21 protein-coding genes and 1 pseudogene are annotated in these 19,826 nt (G+C 47.3%); 13 read left to right on the top strand and 9 right to left on the bottom strand.

Translation table 11 applies throughout. The annotated features are described in order from the left end of the window. Positions 1-6 precede the first annotated feature (6 nt). The gene (locus M2125_RS07305) at positions 7-1,092 is read left to right on the top strand and encodes an MBL fold metallo-hydrolase (RefSeq protein WP_076024389.1); all 1,086 of its coding nucleotides are present in this window, start codon (positions 7-9) and stop codon (positions 1,090-1,092) included. Here M2125_RS07305 and M2125_RS07310 read toward each other — a convergent pair. Continuing rightward, on the bottom strand, positions 1,004-1,456 hold the full coding sequence (locus M2125_RS07310) for a PhaM family polyhydroxyalkanoate granule multifunctional regulatory protein (RefSeq protein ID WP_076024388.1): 453 nt from the start codon (positions 1,454-1,456) through the stop codon (positions 1,004-1,006). The genes M2125_RS07305 and M2125_RS07310 overlap by 89 nt on opposite strands. Before the next feature lie 73 nt (positions 1,457-1,529). Here M2125_RS07310 and M2125_RS07315 point away from each other — a divergent pair, with 73 nt between their 5' ends. Both M2125_RS07315 and metH read left to right on the top strand, forming a co-directional pair. Then, positions 1,530-2,594 (top strand): homocysteine S-methyltransferase family protein, encoded by a 1,065-nt coding sequence (locus M2125_RS07315; RefSeq protein WP_280742784.1) that lies wholly within the window; start codon positions 1,530-1,532, stop codon positions 2,592-2,594. Beyond that, on the top strand, positions 2,591-5,335 hold the full coding sequence (metH, locus tag M2125_RS07320) for a methionine synthase (RefSeq protein ID WP_076024386.1): 2,745 nt from the start codon (positions 2,591-2,593) through the stop codon (positions 5,333-5,335). Before M2125_RS07315 ends, metH begins: the two co-directional genes overlap by 4 nt. Here metH and M2125_RS07325 read toward each other — a convergent pair. Further along, the gene (locus M2125_RS07325; protein ID WP_076024385.1) at positions 5,332-5,649 is read right to left on the bottom strand and encodes a DUF1840 domain-containing protein; all 318 of its coding nucleotides are present in this window, start codon (positions 5,647-5,649) and stop codon (positions 5,332-5,334) included. The genes metH and M2125_RS07325 overlap by 4 nt on opposite strands. A 35-nt stretch (positions 5,650-5,684) precedes the next feature. Between M2125_RS07325 and argS the strand changes: the two genes are divergently transcribed. From argS to M2125_RS07340, 3 genes are read left to right on the top strand one after another with little or no spacing between them, the layout of a single operon-like run. After that, positions 5,685-7,412, top strand: coding sequence for an arginine--tRNA ligase (gene argS, locus M2125_RS07330; RefSeq protein ID WP_280742785.1), 1,728 nt, complete (start codon positions 5,685-5,687; stop codon positions 7,410-7,412). 39 nt (positions 7,413-7,451) lie between these two features. Then, on the top strand, positions 7,452-8,072 hold the full coding sequence (locus M2125_RS07335) for an SPOR domain-containing protein (RefSeq protein ID WP_076024383.1): 621 nt from the start codon (positions 7,452-7,454) through the stop codon (positions 8,070-8,072). Then, entirely contained in the window at positions 8,069-8,710 is a 642-nt protein-coding gene (locus M2125_RS07340; RefSeq protein ID WP_076024382.1) for a thiol:disulfide interchange protein DsbA/DsbL, read from the top strand. The genes M2125_RS07335 and M2125_RS07340 overlap by 4 nt, the downstream gene beginning before the upstream one ends. 4 nt (positions 8,711-8,714) lie before the next feature. Here M2125_RS07340 and M2125_RS07345 read toward each other — a convergent pair whose 3' ends face one another. From M2125_RS07345 to M2125_RS07365, 5 genes are read right to left on the bottom strand one after another with little or no spacing between them, the layout of a single operon-like run. After that, positions 8,715-9,500: an SDR family NAD(P)-dependent oxidoreductase gene (locus tag M2125_RS07345; protein WP_076024381.1), complete on the bottom strand. Its 786-nt coding sequence runs from the start codon at positions 9,498-9,500 to the stop codon at positions 8,715-8,717. Further along, positions 9,481-10,755, bottom strand: a complete 1,275-nt coding sequence (locus M2125_RS07350; RefSeq protein ID WP_280742786.1) for a class I SAM-dependent methyltransferase — start codon at positions 10,753-10,755, stop codon at positions 9,481-9,483. The genes M2125_RS07345 and M2125_RS07350 overlap by 20 nt, the downstream gene beginning before the upstream one ends. Continuing rightward, positions 10,752-11,537, bottom strand: a complete 786-nt coding sequence (locus M2125_RS07355; protein ID WP_076024379.1) for a DUF1365 domain-containing protein — start codon at positions 11,535-11,537, stop codon at positions 10,752-10,754. The genes M2125_RS07350 and M2125_RS07355 overlap by 4 nt, the downstream gene beginning before the upstream one ends. Continuing rightward, entirely contained in the window at positions 11,538-12,926 is a 1,389-nt protein-coding gene (locus M2125_RS07360) for an NAD(P)/FAD-dependent oxidoreductase (protein WP_280742787.1), read from the bottom strand. Continuing rightward, on the bottom strand, positions 12,926-13,498 hold the full coding sequence (locus M2125_RS07365) for a glutathione peroxidase (protein ID WP_076024377.1): 573 nt from the start codon (positions 13,496-13,498) through the stop codon (positions 12,926-12,928). The genes M2125_RS07360 and M2125_RS07365 overlap by 1 nt, the downstream gene beginning before the upstream one ends. Positions 13,499-13,586: 88 nt before the next feature. On the opposite strand from M2125_RS07365, the gene rfaE2 reads away from it, so the two are divergent. After that, positions 13,587-14,075: a D-glycero-beta-D-manno-heptose 1-phosphate adenylyltransferase gene (gene rfaE2 / locus M2125_RS07370; protein WP_076024376.1), complete on the top strand. Its 489-nt coding sequence runs from the start codon at positions 13,587-13,589 to the stop codon at positions 14,073-14,075. Here the strand turns inward: rfaE2 and M2125_RS07375 are convergent. Both M2125_RS07375 and M2125_RS07380 read right to left on the bottom strand, forming a co-directional pair. Further along, the gene (locus M2125_RS07375; RefSeq protein WP_280742788.1) at positions 14,072-14,893 is read right to left on the bottom strand and encodes a type III pantothenate kinase; all 822 of its coding nucleotides are present in this window, start codon (positions 14,891-14,893) and stop codon (positions 14,072-14,074) included. The two genes, rfaE2 and M2125_RS07375, sit on opposite strands and share 4 nt — an antisense overlap. Continuing rightward, positions 14,890-15,693: a biotin--[acetyl-CoA-carboxylase] ligase gene (locus M2125_RS07380; RefSeq protein ID WP_076024661.1), complete on the bottom strand. Its 804-nt coding sequence runs from the start codon at positions 15,691-15,693 to the stop codon at positions 14,890-14,892. The genes M2125_RS07375 and M2125_RS07380 overlap by 4 nt, the downstream gene beginning before the upstream one ends. Before the next feature lie 38 nt (positions 15,694-15,731). Between M2125_RS07380 and M2125_RS07385 the strand changes: the two genes are divergently transcribed. From M2125_RS07385 to lipA, 6 genes and pseudogenes are all read left to right on the top strand, one after another. Further along, entirely contained in the window at positions 15,732-16,829 is a 1,098-nt protein-coding gene (locus tag M2125_RS07385) for a VanZ family protein (protein ID WP_076024374.1), read from the top strand. Between the two features lie 7 nt (positions 16,830-16,836). Then, positions 16,837-17,145 (top strand): (2Fe-2S) ferredoxin domain-containing protein, encoded by a 309-nt coding sequence (locus tag M2125_RS07390; protein ID WP_076024373.1) that lies wholly within the window; start codon positions 16,837-16,839, stop codon positions 17,143-17,145. Positions 17,146-17,157: 12 nt separating this feature from the next. Further along, positions 17,158-17,874 (top strand): alpha/beta hydrolase, encoded by a 717-nt coding sequence (locus tag M2125_RS07395; RefSeq protein ID WP_280742789.1) that lies wholly within the window; start codon positions 17,158-17,160, stop codon positions 17,872-17,874. 7 nt (positions 17,875-17,881) lie between these two features. Next, on the top strand, positions 17,882-18,148 hold the full coding sequence (locus tag M2125_RS07400; protein WP_076024371.1) for a DUF493 family protein: 267 nt from the start codon (positions 17,882-17,884) through the stop codon (positions 18,146-18,148). An 11-nt stretch (positions 18,149-18,159) separates the two neighbouring features. Further along, complete coding sequence (gene lipB, locus M2125_RS07405) at positions 18,160-18,804, top strand: lipoyl(octanoyl) transferase LipB (protein ID WP_277541869.1); 645 nt, start codon at positions 18,160-18,162, stop codon at positions 18,802-18,804. A gap of 53 nt (positions 18,805-18,857) precedes the next feature. Further along, positions 18,858-19,826: pseudogene (gene lipA / locus M2125_RS07410) on the top strand (lipoyl synthase); the annotation flags it as partial.

A 19,826-nucleotide genomic window follows, 5' to 3' on the forward strand; every position in this document is an offset into this window, starting at 1 on the left:
AAAAATATGAATACAAAAAATCAGTCAGATTCTCAAAGTGCTATTCATTATCCCTTAGGTGATGTATTACCTGAATTGGGGTCAACGGTTGAGGTCGCTCCTGGAGTGCGTTGGCTGAGAATGCGACTTCCTTTTGCCTTAGATCATATTAATTTATGGCTTTTGCGTGACTCTATCGATGGTGTATCTGGCTGGACGATAGTCGATTGCGGTATTGCAAACGAAGAAACGCAGTTGGCTTGGGAGACTGTATTTGCTAGCCAATTAGAAGGTTTGCCGGTGCTACGTGTCCTTGTGACGCATATGCACCCAGATCATATTGGCCTAGCTCAGTGGCTCTGTGAGCGGTTGAAGGCCCCATTGTGGATCTCCATGACCGATTATTTAACGGCGCAATGGTTGAGTCATAAAGAAGGTGGCGCCGCCATAGGCGCTCGAGCCGGAAGTGGCGGCTCGGCTGATCATTTTCAGCGTCATGGATTAAATGCCCCAGAAGACTTAGAAAAAATACGTGGGCGGGCAAATTACTATAGCAAGATGGTCCCTGGGGTGCCACGGCAATACCGCCGCATCATGGATGGTGAAATGATTGCTATCGGCGGTCATGCTTGGCAAGTCATCATGGGTTATGGTCATGCTCCTGAGCACGCCAGCTTGTATTGCCAGGCTCTCGGGGTATTGATTTCTGGGGACATGTTGTTGCCGCGAATATCAACGAATGTGAGCGTGTATGACGCCGATCCGGATGGTGATCCCCTCGGCTTATATCTCGATTCCTTGGAGCGCTATTTACCCCTGCCTGACGACACTTTAGTCCTACCTTCTCATGGCAAGCCATTTATCGGGATGAAGCCTCGTATTGCTCAGCTAAAGACGCACCACGATGAACGCTTGGCCGATACTATGAGCGCCTGCAAAAAACCGGCAACTGCTCGTGAGATAGTGCCGGTTTTATTTAAGCGGGAATTAGATATTCACCAAATGACCTTTGCCATGGGCGAGGCTATTGCTCATCTGAATTACCTACTTCGTCGAGGAAAGTTGGATCGCCAGCTTTGCGACGACGGCGTGTTGCGGTTTTGCGTGCGGTAGGCTTCTTCGCCTTGGTGCTTGCACCCTCAGAAGTTCCCGTAGCAGCAGCTCCTGCAGCAGATACAGCTTCCCCAAATGATTTAAGCGCCATCATGGTGGCATGCTGAACTTCTAGCCCCTGAATGGTTGACTTGAGAATGTTCAGGTTCATGCTCAGCCAGTTTTCGACGCTTTTCAGGTCTTTAATGCGCTTTTCGAGCTCGTCTACGTCTAATCCAGGAAAAGCGGCTCCAAACCCACCTGCCGCCTTAGAGGCATCGGTAGTGAAGGGAAATTGCCCGGGCATTTGGCCTGCGGCCGTTTGCCCCCACATGGTCTTTAGCATGTCCATGCTTTGATTGAATTCTGGAATGGTTCCAAACATATAGACTCCGGTTAGATAAAGAGTGGCATTTACCAATAGAATAAGGGATTCTAGAGAGTTATCCCGGTAAAAAATGCAATCTAATGGTTTATCCCAGCGCTATACGCGCGGTCAGGCGCTTCCCGAGCTTTTAAAGCAACGTATCCTCATATTGGACGGGGCAATGGGGACCATGATTCAGCAATACAAGCTAACAGAGGCAGATTATCGTGGCCAGCCTGCTAAGACACGTTTTAGTGATCACCCGGGCGATATCAAAGGAAACAATGAGTTATTGGTATTAACTCAGCCACAGATTATTAGCACCATTCATGAGCAGTACTTGGATGCTGGCGCAGACATCATTGAAACCAATACTTTTGGTGCGACCTCAGTAGCGCAAGAGGATTACAAGATGGCTGGTTTAGCGCGCGAGATGAATGAAGTTTCTGCTAAATTGGCGCGCGCTGCCTGCGATAAATATAGTACGCCTGATAAGCCTCGTTTTGCGGCTGGCGCTATTGGGCCAACGCCGAAGACCGCCAGCATTTCTCCGGACGTGAACGACCCAGGCGCACGCAACATCACATTCGATGCGCTGCGAGCATCTTACCGCGAACAAATTGAAGGTTTATTTGCAGGTGGCGTTGACCTGTTTTTAGTGGAAACAATTTTTGATACTTTGAATGCCAAGGCCGCTCTATTTGCTTTGGATGAATTCTTTGAGGAAACTGGCGAGCGTTTGCCTGTCATGATTTCTGGAACGGTGACCGATGCTTCGGGACGCATTCTTTCGGGGCAAACTGTAGAGGCGTTTTGGAATAGCTTGCGTCATATTAAGCCCCTGACATTTGGTTTGAACTGTGCTTTGGGCGCTGCTCTCATGCGCCCTTACATTGCCGAGTTAGCGCGCATATGCGATGCAGCCGTTTCCTGCTACCCCAATGCTGGCCTGCCTAACCCCATGAGTGATACCGGCTTTGATGAAACGCCAGACATTACTTCAAGCTTAGTTGATGGATTTGCTAAGGATGGCTTGGTTAACTTGGTGGGTGGCTGCTGCGGTACAACCCCCGATCACATTCGCGCAATAGCCAATGCTGTTGCAAAAAGAAAGCCACGCGCTTTTTACCGCGAAGCTACTGAGACTGCAGTATGAGCGATAAAAAAGTAATGCCTGCAATGAAGTTGTCGGGCTTAGAGCCATTTAATGTGACAGCAGACGTAGGCTTTGTGAATATTGGTGAGCGTACCAATGTCACTGGTTCTAAAGCGTTTGCGCGCATGATTCTCAATAATCAATTTGACGAGGCATTGGCTGTTGCTCGCCAGCAAGTTGAAAATGGTGCGCAGGTAATTGACATCAATATGGATGAAGCCATGTTAGATTCAGAGGCGGCGATGGTTCGCTTCTTAAATCTCATTGCCTCTGAGCCAGATATTGCGCGTGTGCCCATCATGATTGACTCTTCTAAATGGAGCGTCATTGAAGCAGGTCTTAAATGCATTCAAGGCAAACCCATTGTTAATTCGATTTCTCTGAAAGAGGGTGAAGAACCCTTCAGAAAACAAGCACGCTTGATCCGTCGGTACGGCGCTGCTTCAGTAGTGATGGCTTTTGATGAGCAGGGTCAAGCCGATACCTTTGAGCGTAAAACAGAAATCTGTCAGCGTTGTTACAAAGTGCTGGTGAATGAGATTGGTTTTCCGGCCGAAGATATTATTTTTGATCCGAATATTTTTGCGATTGCTACAGGCATTGAAGAGCACGATAACTACGCAGTAGATTTTATTAATGCAACGCGTTGGATTAAAGAAAATCTCCCCGGTGCAAAGGTCAGTGGCGGCGTATCGAATGTGAGTTTCTCATTCCGCGGCAATGATCGCGTGCGCGAAGCAATACACACCGTATTCCTGTACCACGCTATCCAAGCAGGCATGGATATGGGTATTGTGAATGCTGGCCAGTTGGGTGTGTATGCTGATCTTGATCCAGAGCTACGTGAGCGCGTAGAAGACGTCGTTCTCAATCGCTTTAAAGAAAAAGAAGGTAAAACCCCTACTGAGCGTCTGCTTGAAATTGCTGATCAATTTAAAGGTGGTGGTGCAAAGCAAGTGGAGAATTTGGTTTGGCGCGAAGCGCCTGTGCGTGAACGTTTAACCCACGCACTCGTTCACGGCATTACAAGCTTTATTGAAGAAGATACCGAGGAGTTGCGTGCCCAAATCATGGGTGCGGGCGGTCGACCAATTGAGGTAATCGAAGGCCCACTCATGGATGGCATGAATGTCGTCGGCGACTTATTTGGCGCTGGAAAAATGTTCTTGCCTCAAGTAGTTAAGAGTGCGCGCGTGATGAAGCAGGCAGTAGCCTTACTCATTCCTTACATTGAAGAAGAAAAGCGCCTACACATTGCAGCCGGTGGTGAGGCAAAAGCCAAGGGCAAAATTGTGATGGCGACTGTGAAGGGCGACGTCCATGATATTGGTAAAAATATTGTGACTGTTGTACTGCAATGTAATAACTTTGAAGTGGCTAATATGGGTGTGATGGTGCCTTGCGCAGAAATTCTCAAGCGTGCCAAAGAAGAGAAGGCGGATATTGTCGGTCTCTCCGGTTTAATCACTCCATCTTTAGAAGAGATGACTTATGTTGCGCAAGAGATGCAGCGTGATGATTATTTCCGTGAGCGTCAGATTCCATTAATGATTGGTGGCGCAACGACTTCACGTGTGCATACCGCTGTAAAAATTGCTCCGCACTATGATGGACCAGTGGTTTACGTGCCTGATGCCTCACGTTCGGTATCGGTAGCCTCTAGCTTGCTTTCGGATGAGAGTGCTAAGAAGTTTATTCAAGAGCTGCGTGATGACTATGTACGCATTCGTGAGCAGCATGCGAATAAAAAGGCGGCGCCAACCATCTCATTGGAGGCGGCTCGCAAAAATCGTGAGCTAATTGATTGGGCATCTTATGTACCCGCGAAGCCAAAATTTATTGGTCGTCGCTTATTTAAGAACTTTGCCTTAAGTGATATCGCAAAATACATCGACTGGACCCCTTTTTTCCAGACTTGGGATTTAGCGGGGAAATTCCCAGCTATCTTAAATGACGAAGTAGTTGGAGTTGAAGCTCGCAAAGTATTTGAAGATGCGCAAGTCTTGCTCGACAAATTGATTAAAGGTCAATGGCTGCAAGCTGATGCTGTAGTCGCTTTCTATCCTGCTAATGCAGTAGGTGACGATATTGTTTTATATAGCGATGAGTCGCGTGAACACCCTCTTTTCGTGTGGCATAACCTGCGTCAACAGGCTGAGCGCCCTGTGGTAGATGGCTTACGTCGACCCAATCGCTGCCTAGCGGATTACGTTGCACCAAAGGATTCTGGTGTGGCCGACTACTTAGGTTGCTTTGCTGTGACTACTGGTCATGGTGTTGAGAAAAAAGTCGCTGAGTTTCAAGCCAAGCATGATGACTACAGTGCAATTATGTTGAAAGCCTTGGCTGATCGCTTGGCTGAAGCGTTCGCTGAGCTCATGCACCATCGTGTGCGCACTGATTTGTGGGGATATGCCACGGATGAGATGTTGACCAACGATCAAATGATCAATGAAGAGTACCGTGGTATTCGTCCGGCGCCTGGCTATCCAGCTTGCCCGGCACATGAGGTTAAGGAGGATTTATTGCGTGTCATAGGTTCTGAGGATATTGGTATGACATTGACAGAATCAATGGCTATGAATCCTGCTTCTAGCGTGAGTGGTTTCTATTTGGCACACCCGGATGCCCGTTACTTCAATGTGGGCAAAATCTCCCCTGATCAGCTCGAGGATTTAGCCCAGCGGCGCGGTGATTCTGTTGAGAATGTACGCCGTCAGCTTTCCAGCTCTTTAGATTAAACGCCCCACATGACGGGTTCGCCCATGGAATTGGCTTGCTTCATCAACTCCAAAAAAGGGTAAGCTCGCTGACCCAATCGATCGGCGAGCTTCGGTTTTGTGCTTCCAGGCTCTTCTGCTGTATTAATTTGGGCGCGATCCTCTAAATCCTTCAGAATGGCGGTCTCTAGCATATGAATCAAACTAGGCAATTGTTCTGTAGTCAGGATTCCCCGAGATTCAAGCGGGCGACCCAAGATATCAAATATTCGTTGGGATAGATCAGCCAACATAATGACGTCTGGACCCGCTTTGGAGCGAAATTGATAGATCATTTGTATAGCTTACCACCTGATAAACTCACTGTTCTATGTTGTCAAATAATAAAAACCAATTAATTTCCATGCTGAGCGCTGCCTTGCAGGGGCTTGCTCAGGATCGTGGCATTGGGGATGTGCCGCAGCCCCGTTTAGAGCGCCCTAAGGCAGTTGATCATGGCGATGTGGCATGCAACATTGCGCTGCAACTCTCAAAGGCCTGGAAGCTCAATCCAAGGGATTTGGCGCAGGACTTAGTTGAGCGCTTACAGCAGCAATCTGGATTCGGTGATTTGATTGCCTCTTGTGAGATAGCTGGCCCCGGATTTATCAACTTTCGCCTCACTAAGGCTGCTAAAACCAAAGTCATTGCAGAAATACTTGGCGCAAAATCCCAGTTTGGCGTGTTGCCGCAAGGCAGCGGCGTAGTTCCAAGCGCCATGATTGAGTTTGTATCCGCAAACCCAACAGGACCACTTCATGTTGGGCATGGCCGCCAGGCGGCACTCGGTGATGCCCTGGCCAATCTATTGGGCACCCAAGGAATTGCTGTACACCGCGAGTTTTATTACAACGATGCTGGCGTGCAGATTGCCAATCTGGCGCTCTCAGTGCAAGCTCGTTTGCAGGGCTTAAAGCCAGGCGATGCGAATTGGCCTGAACAAGCCTACAACGGTGAATACATTGCTGAAATTGCTACAGCCTTCAAAGCATCTCCAGAGTATCGTGAAGACCTCGAGGCTATTCGTCAATTTGCAGTTGCCTATTTACGTAATGAACAAGATATTGATTTAAAAACCTTTGGCGTGCAATTTGATTGCTATTACCTAGAGTCGTCTTTGTATGCCGACGGTAGTGTTGCGCAAATTGTGGATGACTTACAAACTATTGGCAAGACTTACGAAGCCGAGGGTGCGCTGTGGTTAAAAACCACCGATGATGGTGATGATAAAGATCGCGTCATGCGTAAGTCGGATGGTAGCTTTACCTACTTTGTACCAGACGTTGCGTACCATACTAGTAAGTGGAAGCGTGGCTTTGAGAAGGTCATTAATGTTCAAGGTAGCGATCACCATGGAACTATTGCCCGTGTTCGCTCTGGCTTGCAGGGCGTTGCTTTAAAACGTGGCTGGGATATTCCAAAATCTTACCCAGACTATGTTTTGCATAAAATGGTTACAGTGATGCGCAATGGAGAGGAAGTCAAAATCTCTAAACGTGCTGGTTCCTATGTCACCGTGCGTGATTTAGTCGAATGGTCTGGCGGGGTTACGCCTGAAATGACTTCTGCTGAGCGTGAGCTTGCACTGCAGCGTGGGCGTGATGCAGTACGTTTCTTTTTGATTTCGCGCAAAGCAGATACTGAATTTGTTTTCGATATTGACTTGGCTTTGCAGCAAAATGATGAGAATCCCGTGTTTTATGTGCAGTATGCACATGCACGTATTTGCTCCATCCTGGCCCAGTGGGGCGGACAAGCTGCTGACTTAGTGGCAGCCGATTTATCCTTGCTCGATAGTAAAGCTTCAGATCACTTGTTGCGCCGTTTGGCTGAGTACCCTGAAGTGCTTGCGGATGCCGCTGCCGATTTGGCGCCACATGCTTTAGCCTTTTATCTGCGAGATCTAGCAGGTGATTTCCACACATTCTATAACGCAGACCGAGTTTTAGTAGATGATCAGGCACTTAAGCTGGCTCGCTTAGCACTTCTCTCGGCCACTCGCCAAGTATTGGAAAATGGTTTAAAACTACTAGGTGTATCCGCTCCGGCTAAGATGTAAATTGCAGGCAATGAAGTGAACATAGAAGATGGGGATGTGATGAAAAGATCGAATCAACAAACTGGCTTCATACATCGTGAGAGCAGCAATAGTGCAGAGTACGGCGGCACGATTTTAGGCTTTATTGTGGGTCTGGGCGTGGGTCTGGGCATCGCATTTTTTATCGCCTTTTACATGTCTAAAAATACTCCACAAGAAAGACCTGGGGTACGCGCTCCCAATTTACCGCTCACGATTAAATCCGCCCCAGCGACTGCAGAGGGTGAGACACCAGCCCCAGCTGAACCATTAGATTTGAATAAGGGCTTGAAGGGCAAATCCATGCCAGTCCCGACCTCTAATGGTTCGGATCCAATTGGTGATTTGGTTAATGGCAAAAAATCAACGGATGCCCCAGCCCCTGTGGCTACGCCTAAGGCGGAGTCGATTTATTTCTTGCAAGTGGGCGCTTATGCTCAACGCGCAGACGCTGATGCGCAGAAAGCGAATTTAGCGATTCAAGGTATTTCTTCGCAATTGAGCGAAGTGACTAGCGATGGCAATACTGTATGGCGTGTGCGTGTTGGCCCATTTACTACCCCAGAAGAAAGCAATCCCGTGCGCGATAAGTTAAGTGGCATGGGCGTTAAATCAACCATTATTAAATCGAATAAATCATGATTTCCTTTAATCGAAGACTCATTACTTTTCTTGCACTGATTTCTTTAAGTGGTATTGCTGTTGCCCAGGCTCAAAAATATGAAGAGGGCTTGGACTACCGCGTCCTACCAGTTGCGCAACCAGTCGAAGCTAAGGGCAAGGTCGAGGTGATTGAGTTCTTTTGGTATGGCTGCCCTCATTGCTATGACTTTGATCCAGATCTGATGTCATGGGTAAAGCGTCAACCCAAAGATGTTGTATTTCGCAGAGTGCCCGTGGCATTTCGTGATGACTTTTTGCCACACAGTCAGTTGTTCTACACCCTACAAGTAATGGGTAAGAGTAATTTAGATATTAAGGTGATGGATACGATTCACCATAGCAACAATCATCTTTTGACGGAATCTGAAATCGCAGATTGGGCAGTTGCCCAAGGTTTGGACCGCAATACCTTTTTAACTACTTACCATTCCTTTGCGGTGGTATCTAAAGTGCGTGCAGCCAAGCAGCTTGCTGAAGCCTATCGGATTGATGGCGTACCAACCGTGGTGATTCAAGGAAAGTATGTCACTTCACCATCAATAGCTGGAACTAAGGCGAAGGCGCTCTTGGTGATGGATTACTTGGTCGAAAAGGTCCGCAAAGACAAATATAAGTAAACGTTTAGATCGCTAAAAAGCGGCGTACAAACCAGAAGTAAATGGGGTAGGGCAAAATTCTGAGAAATTTCAGAAAGCCCGAAAAACGCTTGGGGAAGTGAATATCAAACTTCCCCTTCTTGATGCCTTGCAAAATTGCTTGTGCTGCCTGATCTGCGCTAATGAGTGCTGGCATATAAAAATCATTTTGCGCCGTTGCCTCCGTGGCAACAAATCCCGGGGAAATCATGTGTACGCTGACCCCGGTTGGCAATAAGTCGTAATAGAGGGTTTCGCAAAAATTAATAATGCCTGCCTTGCTAGGGCCATAAGCAAGCGCTTTTGGTAGCCCACTATAGCCTGCAACGCTACCAACAATTGCAATATGACCGCAGTGCGCTCGAAGCATATGGGGGAGTACTGTAGCTACAGCCCCCATTGGGCCTATAAGATTGGCATCAATGGTTTTTTTCGCGGCTTCATATTCAAAGTTATCGGCGCGCAGAGGAACGTATACGCCAGATACAAACAGTAGGATATCAAGACCACCCCAAAGATTGAGAATGGTTTGATAGCCTTCCTCAACCTGAGATTGCTCTGTGACATCAAGTGGCACAATCAATGCTGACCCCCAGTGATTGTCTTTTGCTTTGGCTGCCATGATATTGAGGCGTTCAACTCGTCTGGCTGACAAGGCTACCTTAGCCCCTGAAGCCATGAGCGCATTGGCGCATGCCTCGCCTATGCCGCTAGAGGCTCCAATAATCCAGATGCGTTTACCAAAAAAGGTATCAATGCCGTTTTGTTTCATGGCTCAGTGTAAATTGCACAACATCAATACTGCGCTCTGAAAACCCAGCAGCACAATACATTAAATAAAAATTCCACAAGCGAATAAATGCCTCATCAAATCCAAGTTGTTTGACTTCTTGTAGTTTGGCATTGAACTGATCTCGCCATATGCATAAGGTCTTGGCGTAGTCCTGTCCGAAGGCAAATTCACCCTCTACTTTTAGACCGGCCTTGGCGGCGCTGGATCTAAACCTCTCAATCGATGGCAGCATACCCCCGGGGAATACATACTGCTGAATAAAGTCAGTGCCAGCACGATACCGCTCGAAAAATTCTTCTGCAATAACGATAGTTTGTATGCATGCTTTACCGCCTGCCTTGAGATTTTTTGCAACAGTCTGAAAAAATTCTGGCCAATGCTTTTCACCAACGGCTTCAAACATTTCAACTGAGGCAATCCCATCGAATTGCTCATTGCAGTCACGATAGTCTTGCAGACGCACTTCAAACCCAGGCGGTCTTGTAAGTTCTTTTTGCACCCCCTCTAAGCGATGCTGTGCAAAGGCCTGCTGCTCGGTAGATAAAGTCAGGCCGGTAATGCTGGTCTGTTTACGCAAAGCCTCTTCCATCACGCCGCCCCATCCGCAACCAATTTCTAAGATGCGATCTCCGGGTTTTGTATTTAATGAGTCCAGAATGCGGGCAATCTTTGCTTTTTGTGCTTCTGCTAGCGATTCTTTATCGGCACCAGAGAACCATGCGCTCGAGTAACTCATCGTTGGGTCTAGCCAAAGGGTGTAAAAGGCATTGCCTAAGTCATAGTGCGCGTGAATATTTTTGCGGCTGCCTTCTTTACTGTTATCCCTGAGCCAATGCTTCAAGCGATAAAACAGGGAGCCAAGCCAGTGCCCGTAAATCGCTTTTTCTAAAACTGTGCGATTGCGAATAGCTAGCTCGAGAAGGCTTTTCAGGTTCGATGTGCTCCATTGGCCGCGAATGTAGCATTCCGCAAAGCCAATATCACCATGAGAGAGAAGCTCTTTAAATACAGCCCAGTCTAGAATGTCTATATCGGCATGCAGTTCATCGTTCGGCTTGCCAAATTCTTTTATCTGACCATCTGGGAGTGTCAGACGCAGATGCCCAGCGCGCAATTGCACTAACAGGCTTAAGACTGTTTTGGTGCTCCAGCGGTTTCGGGGTATCGGGGTATTTGGTTTCTCGGCCTTGGAAAAATATAGGCGTGAGAGTAAAGATTGGCCTGGGCGATTCATCTACTAACCTCAAATTCAGGGGGTGTTGGCTTTGAGTGAAAGGGTACACCTTTTACAAATAATTTCAATGCTTGCCAGTGAATGCGCATAACCACACCTAAGCTCATTAGTGGGTAGCGCAAGAAAGCACTATATAGGGCGCGCTTTGAAAGGGGTGAGCTCATTCCGCTGATGCTGGTATTAATCAAGGGCATACCATCTCGGTGTAATTCGATTCTGCAAACACTATTCCTTTTGCTCTGACTATCCTGGGGAAATAAGAAGCGGAAATGATATTCCCCCGTGACATCACAAAAAGGAGAAACATGAAACACCTTTTTACTTTTGAGAGTCTCACCAGATCGTAAGGCCTCACCAGATTCCTTATAAAGTAAATAGCAATGACGCTCGCCAAAGGTGTTATTGACTTCAGCTAAGACTGCTTGTACTTGCCCGTCAGCGCGAGTGCAGATCCAAAAACTGACAGGATTAAAGACGTAAGCAAGTACCCTTGGAAAGGTTTGCAACCAAATTTCACCATCAACATGGGGTATTTGATTTTCTTGAAGAATGTTTTCAATCCATTGCAAGCTGTCAGAGCCGCCTTCACCATGATCTTTGTCAAAGAAAGACAATAATTTATTTTGATTATCCCCAAGACCGCATTTACTTAATAAGTCAGACTCTTTTTTTCGTGAGCGCATGGGTATGGATAAGGTAAAAACACCATATCCAAATGCATTGGATGCAGGCCGAAAACGGCGATGCTTTACCAAGCCAAAATTAATAGTTGCCTGATGCATTTACTGAGTGCTTGAGCTTGGGTTGAATCGCACCGGGGAGTGGATGCTCTCCAGCAAATCCTTGGCTACCAATTCACCTGAGCGCAAGCCATCTTCATGAAAGCCAAATCCAGTCCACGCACCACAATACCAAATGGAGTTCAATCCCTGTATGAGGGGCAATTCTTTTTGAGCCTGAATTGCGCGCATATCAAAAACCGGATGGGCGTATTCAATTTCCGCATGGACGAGTTTTTCATCAGGATTGGTTAAAGGATTTAGGCTCACAATGATAGGCACTTGTTCAATTGCCTGAGGTAAGGGTTGCAGGCGATTGATGAGGTAATGCACGCTGACATGTTTTGTTGAAGTGCTTGCAACACCAGATTTTGCGGTGTAGTTCCAGGCAGCCCAACAACGTTCTGCTTGCGGTAAAAAATGCCGATCGGTATGCAGGATGGCGCGATTTTGTTGATACGGAATCGAGGCCAAAATATGCTTAGCTTCTTGGGTAATTCCATGTACCAGCCCAAGTGATTGATCGCTATGACAGGCCATGACTACCTCATCAAACCAGCTAGACCCAACTTGGCTCATTACTTCAACCATGGGCTGAGCCTCAGAGGCCGCATTGATTTGATGAACGCTTTCGCGGATTATTTTTACCTGGTGACTTTCTAATACCGCTACAAGTCGTTTCACATATTCACGTGAGCCACCTTTGACAGTAAGCCATTGGGGTCGATTTTGAATCTGGAGTAAGCCATGGTTATGGCAAAAGCGCACCATGGTTTGAATCGGAAACTCCAGCATTTGTTCTACGGAGCAAGACCAGATTGCACCAATCATTGGCAGGAAATAATTTTCCCGAAAACTAGAACTAAAGCGGTAACGATTTAGAAATTGATCAATTGACTCTTGTGGTTCCGAATACTCGGTTTCATTTGCAATGTGCTGATGAGCGAGCTTTGTTGCCAAGCGATTAAAACGGAGGATATCGTAAGCCATTCTCCAAAAAGACGGCGATAACAAATTTACTCTTTGGCCAAAAAAGGAATTGAGATCATTGCCCGCCCACTCGATCTTTTTGTGAAAGAAGGAGGAGCGTCCTTGGTCAATCGAAACAGAAAATGACATTTCTGATGCGCTAATTGGCACGGCAATTTCTTCAAAGAGTCTGACAAGGCGGGGATACGTTTTGCGATTAAAAACTAAAAATCCTGTATCAATCCCATGGGTGATGGGTCCTGCTGGTGTCTGCAGCGTCATATCAACCGTATTACTATGGCCGCCAATATGCGAGCCACCCTCGAAAATCGTGACCTCTATATTTGGATCATTTCTTAGTGCGTAGGCACATCCAAGACCGGATATTCCTGCGCCAATAATGGCAACTTTTTTCTTGCTCACTATATTTTTTCCTGTAGCAATTTTTCAATTGCATTCACAATGCTTTCGCTGGTGGGTTTAGTCATGCTGTTATAGGAATCGATCACATTGCCATTGCGATCTATTAGGTATTTATAAAAATTCCATTTCGGTGTGGTGCCCGTTTTTGCAATGAGCATCTTAAATAATGGGTTGGCAGAAGACCCGCTGACTGATGATTTAGCAAACATGGGAAACTTGACGTCATAGGTATTTTTGCAAAAGTCAGCAATTTCCTTATTGCTGCCAGGCTCTTGTTGTCCAAAATCATTTGATGGAAAGCCCAGAACAACCAGCCCCTGATCTTTGTATTTGGCATACAGTTTTTCAAGGCCGTCGTATTGACTGGTAAAGCCACAATAACTGGCTGTATTGACCACCAGAATGACCTTGCCCTGGTACTGACATAGGTTTTGAGGGGTCTCATCTTGCAAGCGGGGGAAGGTATGGGAAAGTAGAGGACTGCATGTAGCCGGCGCAGCGTGAACCATTCCGATCATAGAAGTGAGAAGAAAAAAGGCAATTAAGCTAGTACTGAGCAGGCGCTTGATCATGGTCTTTGGCGTTGTAATGGATAGCGCCCAGTCTAAGACATTCTGGACAATATCGCTGGGATTTAGTCAATGCTATTAATATTGAGACATGAGCACCTTACTACCGCCTTCATTTGAGTCAAAAGTATGTCCTCCAGGGGATTTGCAGGCTCGCATTGCCCAATTGCCTAGACCTTTAGTCTTCACGAATGGGGTGTTTGATATTCTGCATCGTGGGCATGCTAGTTATTTGGCCCAAGCACGTGATTTGGGGGCTAGCTTAGTGGTGGGGGTGAATTCGGATGCATCGGTAAAGATGCTTGGCAAAGGCGACGACCGGCCTATTAATTCTGAAGAAGATCGCCAGGCCCTGCTGGCTGCCTTGGCTAGTGTTGATATGACAGTGCTGTTTAGGGAGCAAACCCCCGTCAACCTGATTGCGCAAATTCGCCCTGATATTTATGTGAAGGGCGGGGATTATGAGATTGATGCCTTGGAAGAAACCCGTCTGGTAAAAAGCTGGGGTGGAACAGCGGTTGCCATTCCGTTTTTATATGAGCGTTCTACAACAAAATTATTAGGGCGTATTCGGTCTTAAGACGCCTTTAGTAACCACGCCCAAATTCCACGCAGTACTAAACCTTCAATTGGTTCTATTAATAGGCCACATTGCTTAGCTAAGAGACCAAGTTGTTTTGCCAAAATTGGGGCATTTCCGCCATCAATCCAAATACGCTCAATTGGGTGATTGATTTCTTTGGCTAATTGCACGGCGCGTGTAATGGCGCCAAACTGAGCAGCTTCGCAGCCAAAGCCAATCGCCTCTGTAGTGGAAAGCCCAAAGCCCCCTGATTGTGCTTGCCGAAGGTCGCTTTCGACTAGGGGCAGTTGGGCGGTATTGGTATGCAAGCTTTCTTGCATCAAAGCCAAGCCAGGCATGATCCAGCCGCCATAATGAACACCGTTACTGCCTAATAAATCAATCGTAGTGGCCGTGCCTGCGCTAATGACTAGGGTGTTGCTAGTCGCGAGTGCGCGGGCTCCAATAACGGCAGCCCAACGGTCAGCCCCTAATTTCACAGGATCTGCATACAAGGTGCGAATGCCTGGATAGATGCTATCCCCTTGTAGCTGTTTCCACGAGACATCGTTCCATTGGGGAAAGAGGGATTGAAGATTGGCAATAGCCTCGCTGCCAGCAACACAGCAAAAGCCAATGGCATCCGGTTTGGGAATCGTCTTGGCAATATAGTCAGCCAGTTCTGTGCGGTGATCTGCAGATGCAAGCAGCTTGGTGCTAATAGACCCAGAGTAAGCCCACCCCTTTTTTTGTCGATCGGCGGGATTTTGGGTGGATTCAACGGCGGCCCATTTCAGGCGTGTATTGCCAACATCAAATACTAAATACAGACTCATGGTTGAACTCGCAAAGAAACATCGCCGGCATGGATGGTGATGATCTTACCTGCCTGCTCGAGAAGTAAGGCCCCAGTCTCATCCACACCTTTAGCGAGCCCTTCAATCGGCTGCTTGCCCCCACCTAAGATGCTAACGGCTTGATCTTGATAGGCATCCCATTTCATCCACTGGTCGCGAAACTGGGAAAAACCGCCTTCTTCAAATTGGGTTAAATAGTGTTCGAGTGATTCAATGATCTTGAGCCAGAGGAAATCAACTTCTGGTAGCGCATCATTTTCAGAGCCCATCAACTCATCTAAGGCGGCGACCTTTTGAGCTCCGATAGATTGAAGTTGAGTCTGGATTTTCATGGCATGGCCTAGGTTTATTCCTACTCCAATCACCATCCATGTCGATTCTGTAGGCTTTGTTTGGCCACCCTCAATCAAGATGCCACCTAATTTAGCCTGATGGATTAAGAGATCATTGGGCCATTTCAGTCGTAAGCCTTGTCGATGTAGGGTAGTCAGGTCCAAGTTGAGGGCGGTGCTGATGCCGGTAATCACTGCTAGCCCTGCCACCAAACTCAGGCCGCTCAGCTGAGCAATATTTTTTTTGAAGGGGTAGGCTAAGGAAAAGCAAAGGGAGTCTTCTGGGTTTGCTAACCAGGATCGTCCAGCCCTGCCTTTACCAGCGGTTTGCCGATAGGCAATGCGGGCTACTGGGCAGCTTAGCTCGCCAGCGCGCCAGCGCCCTAGCAGATCGTCATTGGTCGACCGGGTCTCTTCTACGCGTTCAAGGATGCAATTTGTGCTCATTTTGTCCATTGTAGAAAGGTCTGACCTAGAATTGGGGAATGCATCCGGAAGAAATACGTCCCCGCAAGTTTATTTGGCCGCTCCAGGCCATGCCTCTGGCTAGAGTCATCAGTATTGCTTATGCTTTGCTCATTATTTACGTGAGCTTAAACCCCTTTGATTTTGACTTTCAAAATGGGGTTGCCGGATGGGCTTGGCTAGATGCGCCATTGCCGCGTTTCATAACGGTTTTTGATGTATCTGTGAATATCTTGGCATATATTCCCTTGGGGTTTTTGTTGGTATTTGCTGCTTATCCACGTTGGCAAAACTTTGTGGCCTTGGGTATGACGCTGACCTTGACAGCTATTTTGGCATTTAGTGTCGAATCTTTACAAACCTGGTTGCCAACGCGTATACCCAGTCAAATCGACTGGTGGACCAATATGTTGGGAGGTCTCTTGGGCGGCCTGCTCGCCATTCCTTTGGGTCCTCAATGGCTTTCAGGCAGTGCGATTCGGCGGCGCTTTGATCTTTGGTTTGGGGCAAATTGGGGCGCTTGCGCCTTATTTATCTTATTTCCGTGGTCACAGATTTATCCACAAAGTTCATGGTTAGGGATGGGTGTTTGGGGTCATGCCATTTTTGGTTCGATTGATTGGGGCACTACCGTCATCAATCAGGTTGCCCAAGAAACGGTGATTACCGCGGTTTGCTGGTTCGGGACGGCTTTATTGCTTTCCTTGGGCATGAGGGTCAAAGCGCCGCAATGGCGCATTCTCAATGAGCTGCTGTGTGTAACACTCGTAGTCAAGATTTTTTTTACTGCTCTGCAATTTGGGATTGAATTAAGCTTGCTCTGGTTAACCGCTGGGGCTGCTTGGGGAATGGCCTTAGCCAGTCTGGCCCTCAGGTGGGCTTTGCGCTTTTCCAATGCAATGAAATTTTGGCTTGCTTTTCTCTGCTTGCTTGCGGCAACGATTGCAGTCAACTTACTGCCTGATAATCCATATTTCGTTTTAACCATGCGCCATTGGTATCAAGGGCCTCTATTGCATTTTAATGAGCTCATGCAATGGGTTTCGGTGGTATGGTTACCAATGGCATTGATTTGGGCGGTACGGAATGCGCTGCCTTTTAAAACCTACTCTGAATGAAATTTGTATGAGCTTTAAGCACCATGTTTTTTTCTGTTTAAACCAGCGCGCAAATGGTGAGGATTGTTGTGAGCGACACAATGCCTTTGCTTTATTTGAGTACGCAAAAAATCGCATCAAAGAACTTGGTCTATCGGGGCCCGGCAAGATCCGCATCAACAAGGCGGGTTGCCTTGATCGATGTGCTGACGGCCCAGTATTGGTAGTTTATCCGTCTGGAGTTTGGTATACATTGGTTGATACGGAAGACGTGGAAGAAATTATTCAGTCTCACTTGATTGCAGGAAATCCTGTAGAGCGTTTGCAATTAGTTTAGAAAGTTTGCAAAATGAACAGCCGTACACAAATTATTCATATTGATGGCTTGGTTGGCCCCATTCAGATGTCAATTGATTTGCCAGATGAGCTCAAGAATGACTCTCACTTTGTAGTGCGTGGTTTAGCCTTAGTAGCGCATCCTCACCCGCTCATGGGTGGAACCATGGATAACAAAGTGGCGCAGACGATGGCACGCGCTTTTAATCAGCTGGGTTATGTCAGTGTTCGGCCTAATTTTCGTGGTGTGGGTGAGACCGGCGGAATTCATGATGATGGCGTTGGCGAGCTAGAAGACTTGTTACATGTCACTGATTGGATGCGCACCCCATCGAGTTGGGCGCATTTACCTGCGATTGAGCATCAAGCATGGGTGAGTGCAGCCAATACATTGCCTTTAGTGGTCTCTGGCTTTTCATTTGGAAGTTACGTGGGCACACATCTTGTGCAACGCCTAGCTGAATTGGGGAGACCGGCAGAGCGTTTAGTGATGGTGGGTAGTGCTGCCGGCAAATGGGAGTTGGTGCCAGTACCAGCAGATACGATATTGATTCATGGTGAGGTGGACGAAACCATTACTTTGGGTGCGGTACTGGATTGGGCGCGACCACAGGAGTTAACCGTGCAGGTGGTGCCTGGTGCAGACCACTTCTTTCATCGCAGACTGCATTGCATCCGAAACATTATTACAGGCGCTTGGTTAGGCATGCCTGATCATCGCATTAAGTGAGAGCGCTATGACTGAAGAAAAATCTTTAATTGAATACCCATCAGAATTTCCGATTAAGGTGATGGGCAAAGCTAGCCCAGAATATTTGCCGGCCATTGTGCACATTGCAAAACAATTTGATCCGACTTTTGATGAAAGCAAGGTGGAGCAGCGGCCATCAAAAGATGGTAACTATTTAGGCCTGACTTTGCCAATTACTGCAACCAGTCGCGAGCAGTTGGATGAGTTGTATCGCACCCTCTCTACTCATCCGCTCGTGAGCATCGTTCTCTAGTTGCAGTCTTCATGACCATCCTAGTCAAGCATTTGGGTTTGGTGGATTATTCATCGACTTATGAAGCGATGCGTTCATTTACACAAGAGCGCGATAGCGATACTCCTGATGAGATTTGGGTCTTAGAGCACCCACCAGTATTTACTTTGGGATTGGCTGGAGATGCGGGTAATTTGCATTCACCGAGCAATCAAATTCCATTGGTGCAGGTTGATCGTGGGGGTGAGATTACCTATCATGGACCAGGGCAGATTGTGATTTACCTGCTCTTGGATCTACGTCGATTAGGTATCTTTGTAAAAGAATTGGTTTTGCGGATTGAGCAAGCTCTCATCGATACGCTCGCTGAATATGGATTGAAGGCGGAGAGGCATGCTGGAGCACCGGGCATTTATGTGGCAGAACAAGATGAAATATCCCAGTCTTGGGCGGGCGCTAAGATCGCTGCACTGGGCTTAAAAGTCTCAAAAGGGTGCTCGTATCATGGTTTAGCCCTCAATGTGGCCACTGATTTAGGGGCTTTTGCCCGTATTCATCCTTGCGGCTATGAGGGTTTGAAGACGGTTGATATGCAAACCCTTGGGATCGGGGACAATATAGATCTTATTAGCCAAACGCTCTTAGGGCATTTGCAACAGCAATTGATCAAATCATGACCACTGACAAAACAAGTATCAATTCCGATAAAGAAGTGCGCCAAGACTTGGCTTACGATGCAACGCGTAAGCAAAAGTCGAGCGAGAAGACTGCGCGCATTCCAATCAAAATTGTTCCATTGGCAGAGGTATTGAAAAAACCGGATTGGATTAGGGTAAAGGCAGCCTCAGGCAATTCACGTTTTTCTGAAATCAAAAAGATCTTGCGTGAGAATGAATTAGTCACAGTATGTGAAGAAGCCAGTTGCCCCAATATTGGTGAATGCTTTGGTAAGGGCACGGCTACTTTCATGATCATGGGCGACAAATGCACACGACGTTGTCCATTTTGCGATGTGGGGCATGGTAGACCAGATCCACTGGATGAAAAAGAGCCAGGCAATTTAGCAAGAACAATTGCTGCTTTAAAGCTCAATTACGTCGTGATTACAAGTGTTGATCGTGATGACTTGCGTGATGGCGGTGCCATGCACTATGTTGATTGCATCTCCCAATCAAGAGCGCTTTCGCCAAAGACACGTATTGAAGTATTGGTGCCAGATTTTCGGGGTCGTCTTGACAAGGCTCTCGATATTTTTTCTGAGCATGCGCCACAAGGTTTGCCTGATGTGATGAATCACAATTTAGAAACCGTGCCACGTCTGTACAAGCAGGCTCGTCCCGGCGCTGATTATGCGCATTCATTGAAGTTGTTGAAAGAATTTAAAGAGCGCTTCCCGCATATCCCAACCAAGAGTGGCTTAATGGTGGGTCTGGGCGAAACCGATGAAGAAATCTTGAAAGTGATGCGCGACATGCGCGAGCACAATATTGACATGCTCACGATTGGCCAATACCTAGCGCCTTCTGGACATCATCTCCCAGTGCAGCGTTATGTTCATCCAGATGTCTTTAAGCATTTTGAAAAAGAGGCTTATGCCATGGGCTTTTCGCATGCGGCAGTCGGTGCTATGGTGCGTTCGAGCTATCACGCTGACCAGCAGGCCCATCATGCCGGCCTAATGGAAAATCAAATCGCTTGA

This window comes from Polynucleobacter sphagniphilus (assembly GCF_029892205.1).
In the GTDB taxonomy this organism is placed as follows: Bacteria; Pseudomonadota; Gammaproteobacteria; order Burkholderiales; family Burkholderiaceae; genus Polynucleobacter; species Polynucleobacter sphagniphilus.

What these genes read in the sequence shown, in the direction of transcription:
- M2125_RS07310 (WP_076024388.1), bottom strand. Translation starts at nt 1,456, where the DNA reads ATGTTTGGAACCATTCCAGAATTCAATCAAAGCATGGACATGCTAAAG.
- M2125_RS07400 (WP_076024371.1), top strand. Translation starts at nt 17,882, where the DNA reads ATGACTGAAGAAAAATCTTTAATTGAATACCCATCAGAATTTCCGATT.
- M2125_RS07380 (WP_076024661.1), bottom strand. Translation starts at nt 15,693, where the DNA reads ATGAGCACAAATTGCATCCTTGAACGCGTAGAAGAGACCCGGTCGACC.
- M2125_RS07340 (WP_076024382.1), top strand. Translation starts at nt 8,069, where the DNA reads ATGATTTCCTTTAATCGAAGACTCATTACTTTTCTTGCACTGATTTCT.
- metH (WP_076024386.1), top strand. Translation starts at nt 2,591, where the DNA reads ATGAGCGATAAAAAAGTAATGCCTGCAATGAAGTTGTCGGGCTTAGAG.
- M2125_RS07315 (WP_280742784.1), top strand. Translation starts at nt 1,530, where the DNA reads ATGCAATCTAATGGTTTATCCCAGCGCTATACGCGCGGTCAGGCGCTT.
- rfaE2 (WP_076024376.1), top strand. Translation starts at nt 13,587, where the DNA reads ATGAGCACCTTACTACCGCCTTCATTTGAGTCAAAAGTATGTCCTCCA.
- argS (WP_280742785.1), top strand. Translation starts at nt 5,685, where the DNA reads ATGTTGTCAAATAATAAAAACCAATTAATTTCCATGCTGAGCGCTGCC.
- M2125_RS07305 (WP_076024389.1), top strand. Translation starts at nt 7, where the DNA reads ATGAATACAAAAAATCAGTCAGATTCTCAAAGTGCTATTCATTATCCC.
- M2125_RS07345 (WP_076024381.1), bottom strand. Translation starts at nt 9,500, where the DNA reads ATGAAACAAAACGGCATTGATACCTTTTTTGGTAAACGCATCTGGATT.
- M2125_RS07335 (WP_076024383.1), top strand. Translation starts at nt 7,452, where the DNA reads ATGAAAAGATCGAATCAACAAACTGGCTTCATACATCGTGAGAGCAGC.
- lipB (WP_277541869.1), top strand. Translation starts at nt 18,160, where the DNA reads ATGACCATCCTAGTCAAGCATTTGGGTTTGGTGGATTATTCATCGACT.
- M2125_RS07375 (WP_280742788.1), bottom strand. Translation starts at nt 14,893, where the DNA reads ATGAGTCTGTATTTAGTATTTGATGTTGGCAATACACGCCTGAAATGG.
- M2125_RS07350 (WP_280742786.1), bottom strand. Translation starts at nt 10,755, where the DNA reads ATGAATCGCCCAGGCCAATCTTTACTCTCACGCCTATATTTTTCCAAG.
- M2125_RS07355 (WP_076024379.1), bottom strand. Translation starts at nt 11,537, where the DNA reads ATGCATCAGGCAACTATTAATTTTGGCTTGGTAAAGCATCGCCGTTTT.
- M2125_RS07390 (WP_076024373.1), top strand. Translation starts at nt 16,837, where the DNA reads ATGAGCTTTAAGCACCATGTTTTTTTCTGTTTAAACCAGCGCGCAAAT.
- M2125_RS07385 (WP_076024374.1), top strand. Translation starts at nt 15,732, where the DNA reads ATGCATCCGGAAGAAATACGTCCCCGCAAGTTTATTTGGCCGCTCCAG.
- M2125_RS07365 (WP_076024377.1), bottom strand. Translation starts at nt 13,498, where the DNA reads ATGATCAAGCGCCTGCTCAGTACTAGCTTAATTGCCTTTTTTCTTCTC.
- M2125_RS07395 (WP_280742789.1), top strand. Translation starts at nt 17,158, where the DNA reads ATGAACAGCCGTACACAAATTATTCATATTGATGGCTTGGTTGGCCCC.
- M2125_RS07325 (WP_076024385.1), bottom strand. Translation starts at nt 5,649, where the DNA reads ATGATCTATCAATTTCGCTCCAAAGCGGGTCCAGACGTCATTATGTTG.